Here is a 20,675-nt window from a genome sequence, read left to right on the forward strand (position 1 = left end):
GAGACGAATGTAGGAAGTGTCATGAACGCGCGCGTCGAGCAGCTGGAATTTCAGGCGGAGGCCCGGCAACTGCTGGATCTGATGATCCATTCGGTGTACTCCAACAAGGATTCGTTTCTGCGGGAGTTGATTTCGAACGCCTCGGATGCGCTGGACAAGTTGCGCCTCGAGGCGTTCCGCAACAAGGATCTCGATGTCGACACCTCCGACCTGCACATCGAGGTCGACGTCGACACCAACGCGCGCACCCTGACCATCCGCGACAACGGGATCGGCATGACGCGGGCCGAGGTGGTGGACCTGATCGGCACGCTGGCCAAGTCGGGCACCGCCGAGTTGCGTCAGCAATTGCGCGAAGCGAAAAACGACGCCGCCTCCGAGGAGCTGATCGGCCAGTTCGGCATCGGCTTCTACTCGAGCTTCATGGTCGCCGACAAGGTCGAACTGCTCACCCGCAAGGCGGGCGAGAGCGAGGCCACGCGGTGGGAATCCAGCGGCGAGGGCACCTACACCATCGAGTCCGTCGACGAGGCGCCGCAGGGGACGTCGGTCACCCTGCACCTGAAGCCCGAAGACACCGAGAACGAACTTCACGACTACACCTCGGAGTTCAAGATCAGGAGCCTGGTCAAGAAGTACTCCGACTTCATCGCCTGGCCCATCCGGATGGAGGTGGTGCGGCGCATTCCTTCGGAGGACGACGGCGGCGAGGACACCGTCACCGTCGAGACCGAAACCCTCAACTCGATGAAGGCGCTGTGGGCCAGGCCCAAAGACGAGGTGTCCGCCGAGGAATACAACGAGTTCTACAGGCACATCACGCACGCGTGGGACGACCCGCTCGAGGTCATCGCGATGAAGGCCGAAGGAACGTTCGAGTACCAGGCGTTGCTGTTCATCCCGTCGCATGCGCCGTTCGACCTGTTCGACCGCGACGCGCAGGTGGGCATCCAGCTCTACGTCAAGCGCGTGTTCATCATGGGGGACTGCGACCAGCTGCTGCCGAAATACCTGCGCTTCGTCAAGGGCGTCGTCGACGCACAGGACATGTCGCTGAACGTATCCCGCGAGATCCTGCAGCAGGACCGGCAGATCAAGGCGATCCGTCGCCGGCTGGCCAAGAAGGTGCTCTCCACCATCAAGGATCTGCAGTCCGAGCGCCCGGAGGACTACCGCACCGTGTGGACCCAGTTCGGCAGGGCCATCAAGGAGGGCCTGCTGTCCGACGCCGACAACAGGGAGACGCTTCTGCAGGTGTCCTCCTTCGCCTCCACCCACAGCGAGGACGAGGCCACCACGCTGGCCGAGTACGTCGGGCGGATGAAGGAGGGCCAGACGCAGATCTTCTACGCGACCGGCGAGACGCGCCAGCAGCTCACCAAGTCACCGCACCTCGAGGCGTTCAAGGCCAAGGGTTACGAAGTGCTGCTGCTCACCGACCCCGTCGACGAAGTGTGGGTGGGGGTGGTCGACGAGTTCGACGGCAAGCCGCTGCAATCGGTGGCCAAGGGCGAGGTCGACCTCGACTCCGAGGAGCCCAAGAGCGAGGCCGAGCGCGAGGAGCAGGCCAAGGACTTCGCCGACCTGTTGACCTGGCTCAAAGAGACGTTGAGCGAGCACGTCAAGGACGTCCGGCTGTCGTCGCGGCTCACCGAGTCGCCCGCGTGCCTGATCACCGACGCGTTCGGCATCACCCCGACACTCGCGCGCCTCTACCGTGCCACGGGTCAGGACGTTCCGGCGGGCAAGCGGATCTTGGAACTCAACCCCAGCCATCCGCTCGTCACCGGGCTGCGTCAGGCGCACCGCGACCGCAGCGACGACCCGTCCGTGGCTGAGACCGCCGAATTGCTCTACGGCACGGCTCTTCTCGCCGAGGGCGGCGCATTGGACGACCCTGCCAGGTTCGCCGAGCTGCTCGCGGGGCGGTTGGCTCGTACGGTCTAGGAACCGCGCGCCGGCCGGCCTGGGGGCAACGCGTCAGCAAATGCCGGACCGGGAGCGTCCAAGGTGTTCACCCGCGCGAAACGCAAATCGACCGCTAACCGGGATTGGAAGTCGATTCGCGGGGATAATCACGTTCCATGGCTGAGTTTCGAGTGATCGACCCCCACGGCGTGGTTGTGGCGGCAAAGAGATTCGATGACGCCGAGGCCGCCTACGCATGGTTCGTCGACTACGTCGCGGGCAAGTCCGAGCTTGGCTGGCGCATGGAGGTCAACGACGAAGGACAGTGGGCATTCTTCGACGACACCGAGGGTTTCACCGCGCCGGTGAGCCGCCACCGGAAACCCGACTGATCAACCCGGCCCGCCGCTACTGCGCCGGACGTCGGGTGCCGGGGTGACTGAGCCGGCTCGTCCTGCCAGGCGCTGACTCAGCTGACACGATCCGTGCTCGCCTCGATAAGCTGGTCGGCATTTGTTGATCCTCACCCAACCGGCAGAGCCGATCCAGTGAGCGGCCGCGAAAGGCGGACTCCGCCAGGCACTGCACAGGATCCGGCCGCGGACGACTTCGTCCCGGTCGGCACGCCGATCGACCTCGACAGCTGTGCCCGCGAACCGATCCACATCCCGGGCAGCGTCCAGCCGCGCGGCGTTCTCGCGGTGGTCCGCGAGCCCGGCTTCGAGGTCCGTCAGGTCAGTGCCAACGTCACCGAGCTGCTCGGCCGCTCGGTCGACGACGTGCTGGGCCGCCACCTGTCGGCCTTGACGGGCGCCGAGCAGGGTGCCCGCCTCGAGCAGGCGGCGTCGACCTTCGGTGATCTCAGCCAGCGCAACCCGGTGGAGTGCGTGATCGACGTCGCCGGCGAGCCGCGGGCGTTCGACGCGATATTGCACCGCGAGCCGGGCGGTGTCCTCCTGGTGGAGTTGGAGATCGCCTATGGCGAACGGCCGTACTCCTTCCCGAACACCTACCAGGCCGTGCGCAGCTCGGTGGAGGAACTGAACCGGGCGTCGACCCTCGAGGAGTTGTACGACACGGCCGCGCGCGCCGTCCGCGACCTCACCGGCTTCGACCGCGTCATGGTGTACCGCTACGACGAGGACTACAACGGCGAGGTGGTCGCCGAGTCCAAGCGCGAGGACCTCAATTCCTTTCTGGGTCTGCATTATCCGTCGACCGACATCCCGGCGCAGGCGCGGGCGATGTACGAGCAGAACTGGATCCGGCTCATCTCGGACGTCGGCTACACGCCCGCGCCGCTGGTGCCGGCGATCGACCCGGCGGTCGGCGCGCCGCAGGACCTCACCTTCGCCACGCTGCGCAGCGTCTCGCCCATCCACATCGAGTACCTGCACAACATGGGAGTTCAGGCGTCGATGTCGATCTCGTTGCTGCGGCACGGGCGGCTCTGGGGACTGATCGCCTGCCACCACTACGCCGGTCCGCATCTGCCGCCGTTCGGCACGCGGGCGGCGGCCGAATTCCTCGGCTCGACCCTGTCGCTGCGGCTCGTCGAGCGGTTCGAGGGCGACGAACTGCACAAGCGGCTGGCCGCACAGTCGGTGCTGGCCAAGCTGACCGCCGCGATCCTGGACGACGGCGAATCGGTCGCCGCGGCGCTGTTCGGTGCGCCCGACCTGTTAGACCTGGTGCCCGCCGACGGGATCGCCGTTTTCATCCAGGGCGAGGAGCAGACTCGCGGGTCGGCTCCGCCGCCACACGTCGTATCCGCCGTCGCGGCGTGGGCGCGCGGCGCGGGCGACCAGATCGCGAGCAGCGAATGCCTGCGCCGCGAGCTGCCCGGACTTGACCTCGACCCGCAGGTGGCCGCGGGAGCGCTGGCGCTCAATCTGCCCGACGGGCATTACGCCATCTGGTTCAGGCGCGAGGTGCTGCGCTCGGTCGACTGGGGCGGCGACCCGCAGAACAAGGCCATCGCGGTCAGCGAGGACGGCCGCGAGATCCGGCTCAGCCCGCGTAAGTCGTTCGACCGGTGGCGCGAGATCGTCCGGGAGCGCAGCCAGTCGTGGACATCGAGCGAGACCGAGTCGGCGGAGGCGCTGCGGCGCCACCTTGTCGAGTCGCTGTACCGGCGCACCCGGGGTGCGCTGCGGGTGGCCGAGACGCTGCAGCGCAGCTTGCTGCCCGAGTCGATCCCGTCGCTGCGCAGCTGGCAGCTGTCCGCGCACTACGAGCCGTCCGCGGGGGGCAACGTGGGCGGTGACTGGTACGACGCGTTCGAGTTGCCCGACGGCCGCCTGATCGTGCTGATCGGCGACGTCGCCGGGCACGGGATCACCGCGGCCGGAACCATGGCGCAGCTCCGCAATGCCCTACGCGCCCAGCTGTTCTCGGGCGCCGAGCCGGCCAGGGCGCTGAGCCAGCTCAACGATTTCTGCGTGCACATGATGTACCGGGCGTTCGCCACCGTCATCGCCGCGCGGGTGGATCTCAGCTCGGGGCGGGTCGAGGCGGCGTCCGCCGGCCACCTGTTGCCCTTCCTGACGAACCCGGCGGCCGGCGCCGTCCCGCGGGCGGCACCGATCCCCGTCTCTCGGCATCAGCGGCGTGGCGTACGCGCCGAGCACGTTCACCATCCGGCCCGGGGAGGGCATGGTCATGTTCTCCGACGGCCTGGTGGAACGTCGCGGCGAGCCTATCGACGACGGCCTCGACCGGCTGGCCGCACTCCTCGGCAGGGCGGGGGACGTATCGGCGACGGGGATCGCCGAGGCGATGGCCGGGCCGTTGGGGGGCAACACCGACGACGACGTCACGATCGTCAGTCTGCGCCGGCCGTGATGTTCAGCCGTGGCCGAGTTGGACCGCCTTGACCACCAGCAGCAGTGCGCCGGCCACCAGGTAACTGCGCAGCGCGATCATGGCGAGCCGGGTCCCGGGGGACCACGTGACCGGTTCGAGCAGGGTCAGCGGCGGCATCCGCCAGGTGCTGCGGTCGACGGGCCGCGCCGGCGGTTGCGGTCTCGGTGCCGACGGCTGACGCCGGCTCATCCAGCGCAACGCCGGTCCAGCAGCCACGCCGCCGACGACCATGACCAGCGCCAGATAGCCCGCGACCGCGACAACGTCGATCTTGGGAAATAGCGTGGTGGCCATCAGGATTCCGGACAGCAACAGCAGGACACCCACGATCACGCCGGCCAGCCAGTTGAGCCAGGTTCGGTTGACCCAGGGGCCCAGCACCTCGCGGTCATTGCACAACAGCAGCAGAAACACGCTGGCGCTGGGCAACAGCAGGCCGGCCAGTGCCTGCACCGCGGTGGTGATCAACCCGAGCGGTGCGCCCGGAATCAACACGATCCCCGCCGCCAGCGCCACCATCGCCGTGTAGGACAGGTAGAACTGCTTGGCGTCGGCGAAGCCGCGGTGCAGCGAATGCTTGAGCCCGAAGACGTCGCCGAACGCATAACTGGTGGCCAGAGTCACCGCGGCGGCGCCGATGATCGAGGCGTCCATGAGCACGATCGCGAAGATGTTGCCCAGCGCCGCGCGGTTCTGGCCGAGCAGGTGGGCGACGGCGCCGGCGTCGGTGAAACCGCCCGTGGTGTTCGTGGAACGCGCCGCCCACTCGCCGGTCATCACCAGCGCCGCGGCGCCGACGACCACGACGAAGGCCCCCAGCACGGTGTCGGCGCGTTCGTAGGCCATGAACCGTGGGGTGATGCGCTTGTCGACGACGTTGGACTGCTGGAAAAACAGCTGCCAGGGCGCCACGGTGGTGCCGACGATGGCGATGATCAACAGCACCGCATCGGAGCTGATGCCGCCCGAAATGCTCGGTATCACAAAGGATTTGACCGCTTGGCCCCATTGCGGGTGAGACATCAGCAGCATCGGGATCTGCAGCAGGGTGACGGCGATGAAGACGAACATCGCCCGCTCCCACCGCCGGAAGCTGCCGCTCGCCATGATCGCGACGAGTGCCAGCGCAGAGATGGGCACCACGACGTATTTGGAGACCCCGATGTACTCGGCGGCCAGGCTGATGCCGATGAACTCGGTGACGATGGTCAAGAAGTTGAGCAGGAAGAGGTCACCGACGGAGAACCATCCCCAGCCGCGGCCGAAACGTTCGTTGATCAACCGGGCATGGCCCACGCCCGTGACCGCGCCGAGCCGCACCACCATCTCCTGGTTGACGATCAGCACCGGGATGAGCAGCAGCAGCACCCACAGCAGTGAGTAACCGTAGTTCTGACCGGCCTGCGCGTAGGTGGCCACGCCGCCGGCGTCGTTGTCGCCGACCATGACGATGATGCCGGGGCCGACGATGGCCAACAGGGTGAGCAGGCGCGTCTTCCAGGTGCGGCCGTGCTCGCTCTCGCCGACGCTGATGCGCCCGAACGCGCCCTCGATGTCGCCCAGGTGTGCGGTGTCGAGCACCGCGCTGCGCCGCTGCTTCGGGTCTGCCGGGGCTACGGGCCCGGCCGCCCGGGTGGTGGTGTCGTCGGCCGACGTCACGGCGTGATCCCGCCGGGCAGCGGCGTGCTGGGGTTGCCGTCGGTATGCGCTTCGGGTGCGGCGATTTCGCGGATGGGGCGCGGGGCGGGTTCGCGGCGGCGCCAGTCCTCGGGAATGGTGGCTTCCAGCACGTCGTCGACGGTGACCACGCCGAGCACGCGGTCCTCGTCGTCGACCACCGGGATCGAGTAGAGGTTGAAGTCGGCCATCAACAGCGCGATGTCGGTCAGGTCGGCCGTCGCGGTGACCCGGACGGGGTCGGAATCCATGAGCTCGCTGATGTTTTGGTGGGGGTCGGCCTGCAGCAGGGTGATGATCGACGCCACCCCGTCGAGGCGCTTGTCGTCATCGACGATGTGCACTTTGATGAGCGCCTCGGGCTGGATGGCGCGGGCGCCCGCGACGAGGGCCAGCGCCGCGCCCGCCGTGGTGGTGGCGGTGCACGAGACGAAGTCGACGTTCATCAGACCGCCGGCGCTTTCGGGGTTGAAGCCCATCAGGGTGATGACCTTGGTGCGCTGCGGGGCCGGCATCAGCTCCAGCACGCGCCGGCGGCGTGACTGGCGCAGGTCCGCGATCGCGTCGGCGGCGTCGTCGGCGCGCATCCGGCCCAGCAGCGCGGCGACCTCGTCGTCGGGCTTGCCGTCCAGGAGCCGGCTGGCCTTCTCGGGGTCGAGTTCCTCGAAGACGTCGGCTTCCAGCTCGGGGTCGCTGTGGACGCGGTCGAGGATCTCGCCGCCCTCGTCCTTGTCGGCTTCCTCGAGCAGGTCGGCGATTTCGGCGGCCTTGAATTCGCCGAAGCGGTCCGACAGGCGCCGCACGGCGTCGGATCGGGCATGGCCGATCAGCGGTTCGAAGGCCTTCCAGTCGCGCGCCGCGTGCCCGCCGGAGTGCTTGATCAGCCCGAACAAACGCGGGGGACGGCGCGTGTCGAGCCGCGCCACCACCCAGCCGGCGCCGGTCTTTTCGAGCTCGACGTCGTAGGCGCGCACCAACTCCATTGCGGCCACGTCGATCAGCCGGTGTCCCAGCACGTCGGCGCGCAGCAGCACCTCGCCGTCGCGGCGTTCGAAGCTGCGCAGGTTGACCTTGTTCCTGCCCAATACCACACGGTCCGTGCCGTACTCGTCGATGGATTTGTCGCCGATGAATACCCGCCGACCGCCGACCCCGGCCACGATCCCGGTCACCACGGGGTACTCGTCGCCGCCGCTGAGGCGCACGATCACGTCTTCCACGCGGCCCACCGTCTCGCCGGAGCGGGCCTGCACGGTCGCACGAAGCAGCTGTGAGAGGTGCATGACCGTCGACCGGCCCTTGGATCTGGCTGCCTTCTCCGATGTGCTCACTCTTAACCTCCTCGCCCGCCGCGCAACCGCCCCCGCGAGCAGCCGCACGACGAATCATGCGCCCGGCGGGGCTTGGCCGCCAGAGCGTATGCCCGGCCCCCTCGGATACCTACAACCGCCAGGTGAACGGAACGCGGCCATAGGGAAGACAGTTGCGGATGCGACGGCCGACCCCGCCTCCGCCTCCGCCCTCGCGCAACAACCGCTCGAGGTGCTCGGTTGGCGCCCCGAGTCATTCCGCGGCCCCGGCCCGCTTCATGCCCGTCGCGGTGCTGTCGTCCGCGGGCACCGAACCGGCGGCCTGGCTGCGGGCCAGCGCCACCGTCGCCGCGACCATCACCGCCGCCGATACTCCCAGCGCCGCCATCCCGGCGCTGCCGGCGTTGAGCGTCTCGCCCAGTACGGCGACGCCGAGCGCTGATCCGACGGCAGGCTCGGCGATGGTGACCGCGGGCAGCGACGCGGTCAGCGGGCCCGCCCGGAACGCCGACTGCTCCCACGCCGTGGCGGCGATCGCCACGACCACCCATGCGTAAACCTCGGGCTCGCGCAGCAGCGCCGGCAGGCCATGGTCGAGTTGGTCGACCACGCTCTTGGTCAGCACCGAGAAGAGGCCCCACAACGAACCCGACACCAACCCCAGCAGGAGCGCGCCCACCCGCCCGGGGAACAGGCGGGCGCCGATCAGGCACAGGACCAGCGCCGGGCCCATGACCGCGAGCACGATGGCCCACGTCTTCGGCGTGCCCTGGGGGCGCCCGGCCCCGGGGTCGCCGACGGTGACCACCACCGTGACGGCGGCGCCCAACAACGCCGCCCAAATCGCTTGCCCGCGAGTGATTTTGCGATGGTTAACCGCTGCGCTGATGACCAGGGCGAACAGCAACGAGGTCACCAGCAGCGCCTGCACGAGCACCACCGACCCCAACCCCAGCGCGGCGGCCTGCAGACCGAATCCGGCGCCGGCCACCAAGCTGCCGGTCCACCACCGCCGATCGCGCAGCAGGCGGCGGAACAGGGCGACGGTGCCGACCGGTTTGTCGGTGACCTGCTGGGCGGACCGCTGCTGGAGAACGTCTCCCACCCCGACCATCAGAGCGGCCGCCACCGCCAGGGCTGCCGCCGCGTCCGTCCTGCCCACGAGATCTCCTGTCCGGATTGGCGTGTTGTGCCGCGCAGATCGGTACCCCCGCTGCCGCGGCCCGGCGCCCTAGGATGCTCCCATGAACGACGTGACCCCGCGAACGGACGCGTTGGCCGCCGAGGCGTTCGACCTGCTCGTCGACGCGGTGGACCGGGTCCCGGCGGGGACCTGGGAACAGCCGTCCAACCTCGAGGGCTGGACGATGCGCGACCTGGTGGGTCACGTCACCGGCAGCGCCGCGAAGATCGTCACGCTCGTTGAGGACGGCGAGGTGTGGCTGCGCCCCTCCGAGCCCGCGGAGTGGTTCTGCGACGACCCCGCGGGCCGCCTCCGCGAATTGGCCGCGCGGCTGCAGGACGCCCTGCCCGGCGCCGACCTCGACGGCATGCGGGTGTCGCCGGAGGGGCAGGTGCCGCTGCGCCGGGCGTTGGCCTATCCGGTGTCCGACCTGGCCCTGCACACCTGGGACATTCAACGCTCGCAGGGGCGGATGGTCGAGCTGCCCGGGAGCCTGCTGGCCCTGTGCCGTTCGCTGGTGGATTCGGTGCCGCAGGCCGCCTTGCGCCGGCCCGGCGGCTTCGGGCCGGAGCGCACCGCCCCCGACGACGCGACACCGACTGCGCGCCTGATGGCGTTCCTCGGGCGCTCGGTCACCGACTAGCTTGCCGGGCAACGGATTTGACTGCTAGCTGTTGCGCCTGATCTTGAGCGCGGTGGTGATCATCGGAATCTGCAGCGGCAACCGCGCCAGTGCGGCGATACGCATCGGCCACGGCTTGCCCCACCACAGCCGGCACATGTTGACATTGGCCGGGAAGACCCCGATGAACAGGGCGGCGGCCGCGAGCGCGGCCGATCGGCGGGTGCGTCGCGGCACCAGCAACGCCCCGGTGGCGATTTCGGCGACGCCCGAGGCGTAGGTGTAGAAGCGGGCGTCCCCGGGCAATTCGACCGGGACGATGGTGTCGAACGGCTTCGGCGCGGCGAAGTGCAGGGTGCCGATGCCGATCAGCATCGCGGCGACCCTCAGGGCCGCCGTGCGGGCGGCCTCGCGCTCGGCTACGGATGTGGTTGTCATGACGCCATTGTGTCTTGCGCTTCGCGCGGGCGTAACGCCGCGGCGACTTTCCGCACGGCTTTCGCCGGAGGTCACCGTCGCGCGGGCGACGGGCCGCAAGGCGCGCTCAAGCCCGGTCGGCGTCGGTGTAGCGGATGATGCCGCGAATGTTGCGGCCCTCGAGCATGTCGCGGTAGCCGTCGTTGATCTGCTCGAGGGTGTACTCGCGCGTCACCATGTCGTCGAGGTTGATCTGGCCCAGCCGGTACAGCTCGAGGATCGCGGGAATGTCGTGCTGAGGATTTCCGCCGCCAAATAGGCTGCCCTGCAGGCTTTTCTGCAGCAGCGTGAGCCCCGCCAGGTTGAGGGTGACGTCGGTGGCCATGACGTTGCCCATGGCGGTCACCACGCACGTGCCGCCCTTGGCGGTCAGGCCCATCCACGCCTCGACGTCCCGGCCCTCGCAGTGGCCGACCGTGACGATCACCTTGCGGCACATTGCGCCCCAGGTGATTTCGGCGATTGCCGCGGCGGCGCCGCCGACGTCCGCGAACGCCTCGGTGGCGCCGAACTTCAGGGCCTGCTCGCGTTTCCACTCGACCGGGTCGATGGCGAACACGCGGCGGGCGCCCGCGATCCGGGCGCCCTGCAGCGCCGCGACGCCGACGCCCCCGATGCCGACGATCGCGACGTCTTCGCCGGGCGCGACGGCGGCGCTGCGCACCGCCGAGCCGTAGCCGGTGGTGACCCCGCAGCCCACCAGGCATGCGACGTCGAAGGGCAGCGCCGGGTCGACCTTGACCACCGAAGTGTGGTGCACCACCACGTAGGGCGCGAACGTCCCCAGCAACGACATCGGTATCACGTCGCGGCCCCTGGCCTTCACCCGGAACGACCCGTCACACACCGACGCACCCGAGAGCAGGCCCATGCCCAGGTCGCACAGGTTGCGCAGCCCGACCTGGCAGGGTTTGCAGGTGCCGCACGAGGGGATGAAGGACATGACGACGTGGTCGCCCACGGCCAGGTGCTCGACGCCCGGCCCGAGCTCGACGATGGTCCCCGCGCCCTCGTGCCCGCCCAGCACGGGGAAGCTCGGGATCGGGAAGTCGCCGGTCAGCAGGTGGTGATCGGAGTGGCAGAGCCCGGCGGTCTCGAGTTGGACCTTCACCTCACCGCGGCGGGGATCGCCGATCTCGATCTCGTCGACGGTCCAAGGTTCGTTCACATCCCAGACCAGGGCGCCTTTGGTTTTCAACGGACGGCTCCGTTCTGTTCCGGTTCGAGACCCGCCAGCGGCTAACTTAGCTCATTACTATTGCCCATACGGTACTTGGTACGATTAACGGGATTCGACCGCTCGCATCCCGCCCGTGCTGCCGAGGGCAGCCAGACAATTCGAGGTTATGAACATGGCTACACCCGTGATCGTCGGTGCCGTTCGGACGGCGATCGGCCGCTCCTTCAAGGGCACGCTGGTCAACACGCCGCCCGAGACCCTGATCACCGCGGTGCTCCCCGAGGTGGTGCGCAGGTCCGGCGTCGACCCGACGGCCATCGACGACATCATCTTCGCCGAATCACACTATGGTGGAGGTGATTTGGCGCGTTATGCCGCCACCGCGACGGGCATGGAGGACATTCCGGGCCAGTCGGTGAACCGGCACTGCGCGGGCAGCCTCACCGCCATCGGAAACGCCGCGGCGCAGATCGGCTCCGGCATGGAGCGCGTGCTCATCGCCGGTGGTGTGCAGTCGCTGTCGATGACGCCGCTGACCAATTGGCGCATCCCCGGCCCTGAGCTGAAGTTCGAAGAGCGCTGGATGCCACCCACCCACGTCGAGACCCCCGACGCGCCCGCCAAGGACATGTCGATCACGGTGGGCTGGAACACCGCCCGATCCGCGGGCATCACGCGCGAGGAGATGGACGCCTGGGCGGCGCGTTCACACCAGCGAGCCATCGCGGCCATGGACGCCGGCAAGTTCGCCGAGGAGATCCTGCCGCTGAAGATCACCCAGCCCGACGGCTCGGTGACCGAGTTCTGCGTCGACGAGCACCCGCGTCGGGACACCACCGCCGAGAAGCTCGCCGGGCTCAAGGTGCTGCACCCCGAGATCGAGGGGTTCTCGATCACAGCGGGCAACAGCAGCGGCACCAACGACGCCGCCGCGGCGGTCGCCCTGGTCGACCGTGACTATGCGGCCGCCGAGAACCTCAGCGTGATGGGCACGGTGCGGGCCTGGGCCGCGGCGGGCGTGCCGCCCCGGGACTGCGGGCTGGGCGCCCTCAAGGTGATCGGTAAGGTGCTGCAGCGGGCCGGCCTGTCCGTCGACGATGTGGCGCTGTGGGAGATCAACGAGGCGTTCGCCTCGGTGCCGATCGCGGCGTGCCGCGAGTACGGGATCGACGAGGAGAAGGTGAACTTCTCGGGCAGCGGCTGCAGCCTCGGTCACCCCATCGCCGCGTCGGGTGCGCGCATGGTCACCACATTGGCCTACGAGCTGGCCCGCCGCGGCGGCGGCATCGGCGTGGCGGCCATGTGTGCCGGCGGTGGCCAGGGCGGTGCCGTCGTCATCGAGGTCTGACCCCCGGCCTGCCGCGCGGCGAGTGTGGGCGCTGCCCGTCGATTTCTGTTGCATGGCAACCACAATCGGCGCCGGGGGCGCGCTGCCCTAGTTGCAGAATGTGTAGCCGATGAACTGGGCGCCCGCGCCGCCCTGGTAGTTGGTGTAGTGCACCGCGGGCATCCCGTTGTACTGGGTGGTCATCTTCTGGGCGGTGGGCGGCGGGGCGCCTTTCGGGAAGGCCAGGATCATGTCGCCAAATATCTTAAGGCCGGGCTGACAGATGGCGTCGGGCCGCGGCGGCTGCGGGTTCCACGCGTGCACGACGACAGGGTCGGTCAACTGATAGCCGGTCGCGCAGTTGGGGTCGCAGATCTTGAAGACGGCGGTGCCGGTGCCGTCGGCGCCCTGCGGTGTCCACGCGGTCCAGGCCATGTCCTGCAGCGCAACCGCCACGCTTGCGCAGCCCAGCACGTTGAGTTTCTTTGGGCGCTCGACCGGCGGCACCGCGGGGTTGTAACAGCCCGGGATGGCGAGGCGTTCCGGCGGTGCCGGTGGGGCGCTGGTGGGCGCCGCGCCGTTGTGACCCGTAATCAGCTTCATGGCGCCCAGCACCCCGCCGGTCAGCACAACCGCCAGGACGATAGCGATCACTATCAGACGCCCCCGCGTGATGCGCTGCAGCCGGCTCGAGGATGGAACGTGGCCGTTGCCGCTCACGGTCACCAGGTTTACATGTTTCCGGCCGATATTTCATTCTCGGGGTAGCGCTGGAGGCGGCATCATGGCACGGTAAAGTTGGTAAACGATACCAACATATTCGGGATTTGTGATGGTCTGGGGAGTCTTGGATGAGTGACCACGAACTGGCCGCACGGTTGGCCACCGAGGCGGGGCGGCTCCTGCTGGGAGTGCGCGAGGAGTTTGCCGATGCCGACGCCGGCGAGCGGAAAGCGGCGGGGGACAAGCGTTCCCACGATTTCTTGATGGAGGCGCTCACCAGGGAGCGCCCGGGCGACGCGGTGCTGTCGGAGGAGGGCGCCGACGATCCGGTGCGCCTGCGTTCCGAGCGCGTGTGGATCGTCGACCCGCTGGACGGCACCAGGGAGTTCTCCGAGCTCGGGCGCGACGACTGGGCCGTGCACGTGGCGTTATGGCAGGCCGGCGAGCTGGTCGCGGGCGCGGTGGCGCTGCCCGCACAGGGCCGGACGTTGGCGACCCCGCAGGTCGATGCGCCGCCCGCCGCCCCGGACCAGCCGCGCATCGTCGTCTCCCGGACCCGTCCGCCTGCGATCGCTCTGGCCGTTCGCGAGGCGCTGGACGGTGTCCTCGTCGAGATGGGGTCCGCGGGAGCCAAGGTGGCTTCCATCGTGCAGGGCCTGTCCGACGTCTACGTGCATGCCGGCGGTCAGTTCGAGTGGGACTCGGCCGCCCCGGTGGCCGTCGCCCGCGCCGCGGGCCTGCACACGTCGCGCATCGACGGGTCGGCGTTGGCCTACAACCAGCCGGACCCCAAGTTGCCGGATCTGGTGGTCTGCCGCCCGGAGCTGGCGCACGCCGTGCTCGCAGTCACCGGCTGACCCGGTATCGCCCGCCGTCTCATCGGCGCGCCGACCGTCGGTTCTTCAGGGGGACGCGGCCATCCGCGCGGCACATTGATAAAGGGCGACCGCGTGCATCTCGAACAGCGCGGGCAGGTCGACGGAGTCACCGCCGATCTCTTTGGCCACGAACAGGCCGTCGGCGCCCGCGATCGCGTAGGTGGCCACCTGATGGACCTGCGCGGCGGTCAGGCCGGGCATCAGTTCGCCGATGGCGGTGGCGAGGGTTCCGAACGCCTGTTCGCGCACGCCGAGGAACATCTCGCGTGCCCGCGGTTCCACGGGCCGGCGCTCCAGGGCCAGCATCAGGCCGAGCCGCAGGAAATCGGGGGAGTCCAGCAGCGCCTTGGCGATCTGTAGGGCCACTGCGATCAGGCGGTCTTGCGGCGCGCCGTCCGGGGGCAGCTGCCATGCCGAAAGCCATTGCGCGAAGCTGCGTTCGATGACCGCGGCGATCAGGTCGTCCTTGTCCTTGAAGTGCCAGTAGATGGAACTGGCGGGCAGGCCGCACTTGGCGCTCACCAACGCGATGCTGGTGCCCTCGTAACCGCGTTCGCTGGCGATTTCGGTCGCGGCGTCCAGGATGCGGTTGCGGGAGGCCTCGCCGTCGACGCGGCGTCGCCTCTTGGGTGACTGCTCGATCTCGGGCACGAATACCCCTTGACGCTGAATCGGACGAACCTTACTGTAAGGATCGCTACATTACCGTAGTGATCATTACAGTTTCAAGTTGGGCGCGCAATGGAAGATTCGAATCGGGTGCCGGTGTACGACGTCGCGGTGATCGGCTACGGTCCGACGGGCGCCACCGCCGCCAATCTGCTTGGGCGCCTCGGACTCAACGTTGTCGTCGTCGAACGCGACCCCGATGTGTACGGGCGGGCGCGGGCCATCTCCACCGACGAGGAGGTCATGCGGATCTGGCAGTCCGTCGGCCTCGCCGACCGTCTGCAACGCGACATGCTTGCCGACCGGCCGTTGGCCTGGGTCGACGCCGCCGGAGTGCCCTTCATCGAAACCACCATGACGCCGCGCAACTGCGGGCACCCGCCGCAGCAGTTCCTCTATCAGCCCGCCGTGGACCGAGTGCTGCGCGAGGGCGTCGAGCGGTTCGCAGGCGTCGAGGTGTTGCTCGAACACGAATGCCTGCGGGTCGTCAACGGCGAGGAGTGCGTCGAACTGATGCTGGCCGACCTGCGGACCGACACGCTCAGGCGTCTCCGAGCCTCCTATGTGGTCGCCGCCGACGGCGGGTCGTCACCGACCCGCGGTCTGCTCGGGGTCGGGTACACCGGCCGCACTTACACCGAACGGTGGGTCGTCATCGACGCCAAGGTGATTCGCGAGTGGGAGGGCCACGACCGCCTGCGGTTCCACTGCAATCCGGACCGACCGACCGTGGACTGCCCCACGCCGTTGGGGCACCACCGCTGGGAGTATCCGGCCCGCCCCGGTGAGGACGAGCGCAAGCTCGTCACTGACGCGGCGGTATGGGAGGTGCTGGGAGAACAGGGCGTGACCGACGATCAGGTGAAGATTCTGCGGGCCGTCATCTACAGCCACCACGTGCGCGTCGCCGACCGGTGGCGCGTCGGCCGGGTCTTCCTCGCCGGCGACGCGGCCCACGCCATGCCGCCGTGGATCGGACAGGGGATGTCGGCCGGCGTGCGCGACGCGGCCAATTTGTGTTGGAAGCTCGCCACGGTGGTCCGCGGGCACGCCCCCGACTCGCTGCTCGACACCTATCAGATCGAACGCAAGCCGCACGTCACCACCGTCACTCGCCGGGCGGTGCGCAACGGCCGGGTCATCACCGAACGCAACAAGGTCCTGGCGTTCCTGCGAAATCATCTGCTGCGCAACGTGACCCGCATACCCGGTGTGCTCGCGGCCGGGCAGAAGCTGATCTGGATCCCAGAGGCGCGGTACCGGGCCGGGTTCTTTGCGGCCGAGGGGCATCCCGCGGTGGGCTGGCAGCTGCCCCAGCCCTGGGTCACCGACCCCGGTGGAGGGAGGGTGCGCCTGGACGACGCCCTCGGCGGGGGGTGGGCGGTGCTGCACCTCGGCGCGGCGCCGCACGGCGCCGACCGGTGGCAGCGGCTGGGGGCGACCTCGCTGGCCGTCACCGGCGGGCGGCCGAGGGCAGGTGCGGTCCGCGACGACGACGGCTCGCTGACCCGTTGGCTCCGCGGCAAGAAGGCCGCCGCGGTCGTCGTCCGCCCGGACGGGTTCGTGTTCGCCGCCGCCCGCGCGGGAGGGCCGCTGCCCGCACCGCCGGCGACCCTCGTCGCCCTGTCGCCAACCGCGCCCGTCACCCCGATCGGAGTCCTCACGTGATCACCGACAAAGCGCACGAACGCACCGTCACGGTCGCGGGAAAGCCAATCTTCGTCGCCGAAATGGGTTCTGGTCCAAACGTTGTCATGTTGCACGGCGGCGGCCCCGGCGCCTCGGGGCTGTCGAACTACGCCCGCAACGTCGACGCCCTCGCGGCGCATTTTCGCCTCATCGTGCCCGACCTGCCCGGCTACGGCAGATCGGCCAAGGGGCTCGACCAGGCGGATCCCTTCGGCTACCTCGCGGACACGGTCCGTGGCCTGCTCGACGAACTCGGCGTCGGCATCGCGCACCTGGTCGGCAACTCCTACGGAGGCGCGGCGGCGCTGCGCCTCGCGCTTGACACCCCGCAGCGCGTCGGCAGGCTCGTGGTGATGGGGCCGGGCGGGATCGGCACTACCAGAAGCCTTCCCACCGCCGGCCTGCGAAGCCTGCTGTCCTACTACGGCGGCGACGGCCCCAGCCGCGACAAGCTCGCCACCTTCATCCGCACCTACCTCGTGCACGACGGCGCCGCGGTGCCCGATGAACTCGTCGACCTGCGCTACCTGGCATCCATCGACCCGGACGTGATCGCCGCCCCGCCGCTGCGCCGCCCGTCCGGCCCGACGGCGCTGCGCACGCTGTGGCGGATGGATCTCACCCGCGACCGGCGGCTCAAGGCCCTCGCGAAGCCGACGCTGATCCTGTGGGGCCGTGACGACAGGGTCAACCGGCCGTCCGGTGGCCCCATGCTGCTCAACCTGATGCCCGACGCCGAGCTGATGATGACGCCGCGCACCGGCCATTGGATGCAGTGGGAACGCGCCGAACTGTTCAACCGGGTGGTCATCGAGTTCCTGGAGCGCGAGCGGTGAGGCCGTCGGTGTTCGGCAAAGTCCGCCTGGGCTACGTCGTCGTGGAGAGCGAAAAGCTCGGCGAATGGCGACGATTCGGGCGTGACGCGCTCGGCCTGCACCTCGACGACGCGCTGCCCGGCGCCCTACGTTTCCGGCTCGACGACAGCCGGTGCCGCGTCCTGGTGCGGCGGGGCCCCGCCGAGGACGTAACCGCGCTCGGCTGGCAGCTCGACGACGACCAGACGCTCGACGCCGTACTGGCCCGGGTCCGGCAGCACGGCGTGTCCGCGACGGACGGCACGGCGGCCGAAGCGGCCCTGCGTGGCGCGGAGAGGCTGGCCCGATTCCCGGGGCCGAACGGCCTCGCCCAGGAGGTCTTCACGCGCGCGCGGGCTGACAGCGCGCCGCTGCGGATGGCGATGACGGGCGGATTCGTCACCGGCGCGGCGGGCATGGGCCATGTCGCCGTCACCACCACCAAGCCCCATCAGGTGCACGGCTACTACCACACCGTGTTCGACGCGCGGCTCTCGGATTACATCGACGAGACCATCGGCGGCCTGAAGTTCAAGATTCGCTTTCTGCGGGTCAACGAGCGCCACCACACCGTTGCCGTCGCCGCGGTCAACAGGATGCGGTTGAACCCGATCCGGACCCGCGTGCAGCACGTCAACATTCAGGTCGCCGACCTCGACGACCTGACCGCCGCCTACCGGCGGGTCAAGCAGCTCGGCTTTCGCATCGCGCTCGGCGTGGGGCAGCACACCAACGACCGGGAGCTGTCGTTCTACGCCGTCACGCCCTCGGGTTTCGAGTGGGAGGTGGGCTGGAACCCGATCGTCGTCGACGAGCACACCTGGAAACCGACCACGCACCAAGGGATCAGCAGCTGGGGTCACGCCCCACAGGGGCACACGATTGTCGAGACGCTGACCCGGGTCAGGGCCGGCGCCGCGTCGCTGTTACACAACGAGGACGTAGTTCCCGCCCTAGCCGGTGCGGGAATCCCGTCCACTGATCGCTGAGAACTTCTCGAGGAGCGACGATGTTGCGGATCGACACCCATCATCACGCCATCCCGGCCTTCTACCGGGAAGCGCTGTCGAAGGCCGGCGTGGATGAGTCCCGCAACCGGGGCCTGCCGGAGTGGAGCCCGGAGGGGTCGCTGCACGCCATGGCCGAGCTGGGCGTCGGCACCGCGCTGCTGTCGGTGTCCACGCCGGGCACCGCGTTTCTGCCGGCAGTGCCCGACGCGTGCGCCCTGGCGCGAGACCTGAACGACTATCTCGCCGAACTCGTTGCGGCTCAACCAGATCGGTTCGGTTTTTTCGCGACCCTGCCCATGCCGCACGTGCGCGAGTCCGTCGACGAAGTGATCCGGGCCGTTGACGGGCTCGGCGCGGACGGCGTTGTGCTGCTTGCCAACAGCGCGGGCACCTATCTGGGCGCGGAGGGTCAGGACGAGCTGTTCGCCGCGCTGGATGCGCGCTCGGCGGTGGTGTTCGTCCACCCCGCCGACCTGCCGGGCCCCGCGGTCGACGGCGTCCCGCCGTTCGCCACCGACTTCCTGCTCGACACGACACGAGCGGCATATCTGTTGGTGCGCAACGGGATACGTCGCAAGTATCCGAATATCCGGTTCATTCTCAGCCACGCGGGCGGTTTCGTGCCATACGCCTCGCACCGGATGGCGGTCAGCATCATGGGAGACACCGCAGGCAGCCCGACGGACATCCTGGACGATTTCGCCGGCTTCTACTTCGACACGGCGTTGTCCTCGAGCGCCGCCGCGTTGCCGAGCCTGCTGGCCTTCGCCAGGCCGGGACACGTGACGTTCGGCTCCGACTGGCCGTTCGCGCCCGTTGTGGCCGGGAAGCTGTTCGCCGCCGGCCTGGAAACCTACCCCGGTTGCACCGCCGAGTCGCGTGGGGCGATCGAGCGCACCAACGCGCTGGCGCTGTTTCCGCGGCTCGGCACGGCGCCGCCGCCGCCTGACGGGTCCGCGTTCGATCGGCTACGCCACACCGCCGGCCGGGTGCTCATGCGGGGCGTCGCGCGACTGGTCAGCACCCGCTGACTGGCCCTCAGCGCAGCGCCTGCTGCCACGCCAGCACGCGCTCGGCCAGCTCGGGGCCGCAGTCCTCCTGAATGAAGTGGCTGGCATTGATCCGGGCGTGCGGCTGGCCCGACGCGCCGGGAATGTGCTTGATCAGGGGACGGTCGGCCCGACCAAGGACGGGGTCGCGCGCTCCGAAGATGGCCAGAAATGGCTTGTCCCAGCGCCCCAGCGCATCCCACGCGGCCCGGTTGGCCGGGACGGCGGGGTCGCCGGGCGAGGTGGGCACCAGTAGCGGGAATGCGCGGGCCCCCGCCTGATAGGTCTTGTCGGGGAACGGCGCGTCGTAACCGGCCCGCACCTTGGGGCTGACCCAGCGGAGGGTTCCGGCGCCGACGATGCGACCGGCGGGCAGCACGGGCGAGTAGCGGGCAAACGCGCGCCAGACGTGGAACGCCGGCGAGACGGGTCGCTGCGCGGTGGGAAGGAAGCCGTTGGCCACCACCAGCCGCGCGATGCGGTCGCTCTGCTCGGCGGCGATGCGCAGCCCGATGAGCGATCCCCAGTCCTGCATGACCAGGGTGACGTCCCGCAGGTTGAGACGCTCGAACCACGAGGTCACCCACTCGACGTGGCGAAGGTAGGTGTAATCCTCGATCCGGCTCGGCTTGTCCGAGCGGCCGAACCCGATCAGGTCGGGCGCCAGCACGCGGTAACCGGCGTCGGTCAGCGGCGGGATCATCGTGCGGTACAGATAGCTCCAGGTCGGCTCGCCGTGCAGCAACACGATCGGCGGCCCTTCGATCGAGCCCTCGTCGAGGTAGTGCATCCTCAGCCGGCGCGTGTCGCTTGCGGCCACGTCGAGGTAGTTCGCTACGAACGGGTAACCCTCCAGGTTTTCGAATCGGGAGTCTGGGGTTCGCAGCACATACATATACAGCTCCTCCGGTGGGCGGGCGCCCCTGTAAGAATCTCTCGGCGCTGCGACTTCGTCTAGTGGGGATTTCGTTGAGCTATACAGCACGCGGCACTACACTGCCGAATTCATGGCAATCCGTCACGCTGTCCTGCTGATTGCCGACATCGGCGGATACACGCCCTACACGCAGGGGAACCGCACGCATCTGCGGCACGCGCAGCTGACGGTCGCTGGTTTGCTGGAAGCGGTCATCGATGCTGGAAAGGGCCTGAAACCGGCGAAGCTGGAGGGCGATGCCGCCTTCTTCCGGGCGCACAGCTCGCGCATCGATCCGCCTTCCGGCGGCGACAGGGAGCCCGCCGAGGGATTCCGGA

18 protein-coding genes and 1 pseudogene are annotated in these 20,675 nt (G+C 69.1%); 11 read left to right on the forward strand and 8 right to left on the reverse strand.

The genetic code is table 11. From position 1 onward, the window contains the following. The first annotated feature begins 21 nt into the window (after window positions 1-21). The 3 genes from htpG to G6N48_RS03510 all read left to right on the forward strand — a co-directional run bounded on the left by htpG (window position 22) and on the right by G6N48_RS03510 (window position 4,784). Entirely contained in the window at window positions 22-1,947 is a 1,926-nt protein-coding gene (gene htpG, locus G6N48_RS03500; protein WP_085267566.1) for a molecular chaperone HtpG, read from the forward strand. A gap of 137 nt (window positions 1,948-2,084) precedes the next feature. After that, window positions 2,085-2,300: a hypothetical protein gene (locus tag G6N48_RS03505; RefSeq protein WP_085267567.1), complete on the forward strand. Its 216-nt coding sequence runs from the start codon at window positions 2,085-2,087 to the stop codon at window positions 2,298-2,300. A 156-nt stretch (window positions 2,301-2,456) separates the two neighbouring features. Next, window positions 2,457-4,784 carry a SpoIIE family protein phosphatase gene (locus G6N48_RS03510; protein WP_428841973.1) on the forward strand — a complete coding sequence of 776 codons (2,328 nt, stop codon included), beginning with the start codon at window positions 2,457-2,459 and terminating at the stop codon, window positions 4,782-4,784. Here the strand turns inward: G6N48_RS03510 and G6N48_RS03515 are convergent. From G6N48_RS03515 to G6N48_RS03525, 3 genes are all read right to left on the reverse strand, one after another. Then, entirely contained in the window at window positions 4,756-6,354 is a 1,599-nt protein-coding gene (locus tag G6N48_RS03515; RefSeq protein WP_139825616.1) for an NRAMP family divalent metal transporter, read from the reverse strand. The genes G6N48_RS03510 and G6N48_RS03515 overlap by 29 nt on opposite strands. 74 nt (window positions 6,355-6,428) lie before the next feature. After that, window positions 6,429-7,781: a magnesium transporter MgtE N-terminal domain-containing protein gene (locus G6N48_RS03520; protein WP_085267569.1), complete on the reverse strand. Its 1,353-nt coding sequence runs from the start codon at window positions 7,779-7,781 to the stop codon at window positions 6,429-6,431. Window positions 7,782-8,013: 232 nt separating this feature from the next. Continuing rightward, window positions 8,014-8,922 (reverse strand): DMT family transporter, encoded by a 909-nt coding sequence (locus G6N48_RS03525; RefSeq protein ID WP_085267570.1) that lies wholly within the window; start codon window positions 8,920-8,922, stop codon window positions 8,014-8,016. 82 nt (window positions 8,923-9,004) lie between these two features. Here G6N48_RS03525 and G6N48_RS03530 point away from each other — a divergent pair, with 82 nt between their 5' ends. Further along, complete coding sequence (locus tag G6N48_RS03530) at window positions 9,005-9,586, forward strand: TIGR03086 family metal-binding protein (RefSeq protein ID WP_085267571.1); 582 nt, start codon at window positions 9,005-9,007, stop codon at window positions 9,584-9,586. A 24-nt stretch (window positions 9,587-9,610) separates the two neighbouring features. On the opposite strand, the gene G6N48_RS03535 is transcribed toward G6N48_RS03530, so the two are convergent. Together G6N48_RS03535 and G6N48_RS03540 are read right to left on the reverse strand one after the other, a co-directional pair. Then, the gene (locus G6N48_RS03535; protein ID WP_085267572.1) at window positions 9,611-10,003 is read right to left on the reverse strand and encodes a DoxX family protein; all 393 of its coding nucleotides are present in this window, start codon (window positions 10,001-10,003) and stop codon (window positions 9,611-9,613) included. Between the two features lie 106 nt (window positions 10,004-10,109). Further along, window positions 10,110-11,240 (reverse strand): NDMA-dependent alcohol dehydrogenase, encoded by a 1,131-nt coding sequence (locus G6N48_RS03540; protein WP_085267573.1) that lies wholly within the window; start codon window positions 11,238-11,240, stop codon window positions 10,110-10,112. A gap of 154 nt (window positions 11,241-11,394) precedes the next feature. Between G6N48_RS03540 and G6N48_RS03545 the strand changes: the two genes are divergently transcribed. After that, window positions 11,395-12,570, forward strand: coding sequence for a thiolase family protein (locus G6N48_RS03545; protein WP_085267609.1), 1,176 nt, complete (start codon window positions 11,395-11,397; stop codon window positions 12,568-12,570). Between the two features lie 87 nt (window positions 12,571-12,657). On the opposite strand, the gene G6N48_RS03550 is transcribed toward G6N48_RS03545, so the two are convergent. Continuing rightward, window positions 12,658-13,203, reverse strand: a complete 546-nt coding sequence (locus tag G6N48_RS03550) for a hypothetical protein (RefSeq protein WP_085267610.1) — start codon at window positions 13,201-13,203, stop codon at window positions 12,658-12,660. 197 nt (window positions 13,204-13,400) lie between these two features. Between G6N48_RS03550 and G6N48_RS03555 the strand changes: the two genes are divergently transcribed. Continuing rightward, window positions 13,401-14,129, forward strand: a complete 729-nt coding sequence (locus G6N48_RS03555) for a 3'(2'),5'-bisphosphate nucleotidase CysQ (protein ID WP_085267574.1) — start codon at window positions 13,401-13,403, stop codon at window positions 14,127-14,129. A 45-nt stretch (window positions 14,130-14,174) separates the two neighbouring features. Here G6N48_RS03555 and G6N48_RS03560 read toward each other — a convergent pair whose 3' ends face one another. Continuing rightward, window positions 14,175-14,792, reverse strand: coding sequence for a TetR/AcrR family transcriptional regulator (locus tag G6N48_RS03560; protein ID WP_085267611.1), 618 nt, complete (start codon window positions 14,790-14,792; stop codon window positions 14,175-14,177). A 99-nt stretch (window positions 14,793-14,891) separates the two neighbouring features. Here G6N48_RS03560 and G6N48_RS03565 point away from each other — a divergent pair, with 99 nt between their 5' ends. Genes G6N48_RS03565 through G6N48_RS03580 form a run of 4 tightly spaced genes read left to right on the forward strand, consistent with a single transcriptional unit; the run spans window position 14,892 to window position 19,403 of the window. Beyond that, window positions 14,892-16,487, forward strand: coding sequence for a bifunctional 3-(3-hydroxy-phenyl)propionate/3-hydroxycinnamic acid hydroxylase (locus tag G6N48_RS03565; protein WP_085267575.1), 1,596 nt, complete (start codon window positions 14,892-14,894; stop codon window positions 16,485-16,487). Next, window positions 16,484-17,344: an alpha/beta fold hydrolase gene (locus G6N48_RS03570; protein ID WP_232066527.1), complete on the forward strand. Its 861-nt coding sequence runs from the start codon at window positions 16,484-16,486 to the stop codon at window positions 17,342-17,344. Before G6N48_RS03565 ends, G6N48_RS03570 begins: the two co-directional genes overlap by 4 nt. Further along, the gene (locus tag G6N48_RS03575; RefSeq protein WP_085267576.1) at window positions 17,341-18,351 is read left to right on the forward strand and encodes a VOC family protein; all 1,011 of its coding nucleotides are present in this window, start codon (window positions 17,341-17,343) and stop codon (window positions 18,349-18,351) included. The genes G6N48_RS03570 and G6N48_RS03575 overlap by 4 nt, the downstream gene beginning before the upstream one ends. Before the next feature lie 20 nt (window positions 18,352-18,371). After that, a complete protein-coding gene (locus G6N48_RS03580; protein ID WP_085267577.1) occupies window positions 18,372-19,403 on the forward strand; it encodes an amidohydrolase family protein in 1,032 nt (343 codons plus the stop codon). Between the two features lie 7 nt (window positions 19,404-19,410). On the opposite strand, the gene G6N48_RS03585 is transcribed toward G6N48_RS03580, so the two are convergent. After that, window positions 19,411-20,316, reverse strand: coding sequence for a haloalkane dehalogenase (locus tag G6N48_RS03585; RefSeq protein ID WP_085267578.1), 906 nt, complete (start codon window positions 20,314-20,316; stop codon window positions 19,411-19,413). Between the two features lie 112 nt (window positions 20,317-20,428). Here G6N48_RS03585 and G6N48_RS03590 point away from each other — a divergent pair. Further along, a pseudogene (locus G6N48_RS03590) lies at window positions 20,429-20,614 on the forward strand (DUF2652 domain-containing protein); the annotation flags it as partial. Window positions 20,615-20,675: the final 61 nt, after the last annotated feature.

Origin of the sequence: Mycobacterium parmense (assembly GCF_010730575.1) — a bacterium.
Taxonomy (GTDB): domain Bacteria; phylum Actinomycetota; class Actinomycetes; order Mycobacteriales; family Mycobacteriaceae; genus Mycobacterium; species Mycobacterium parmense.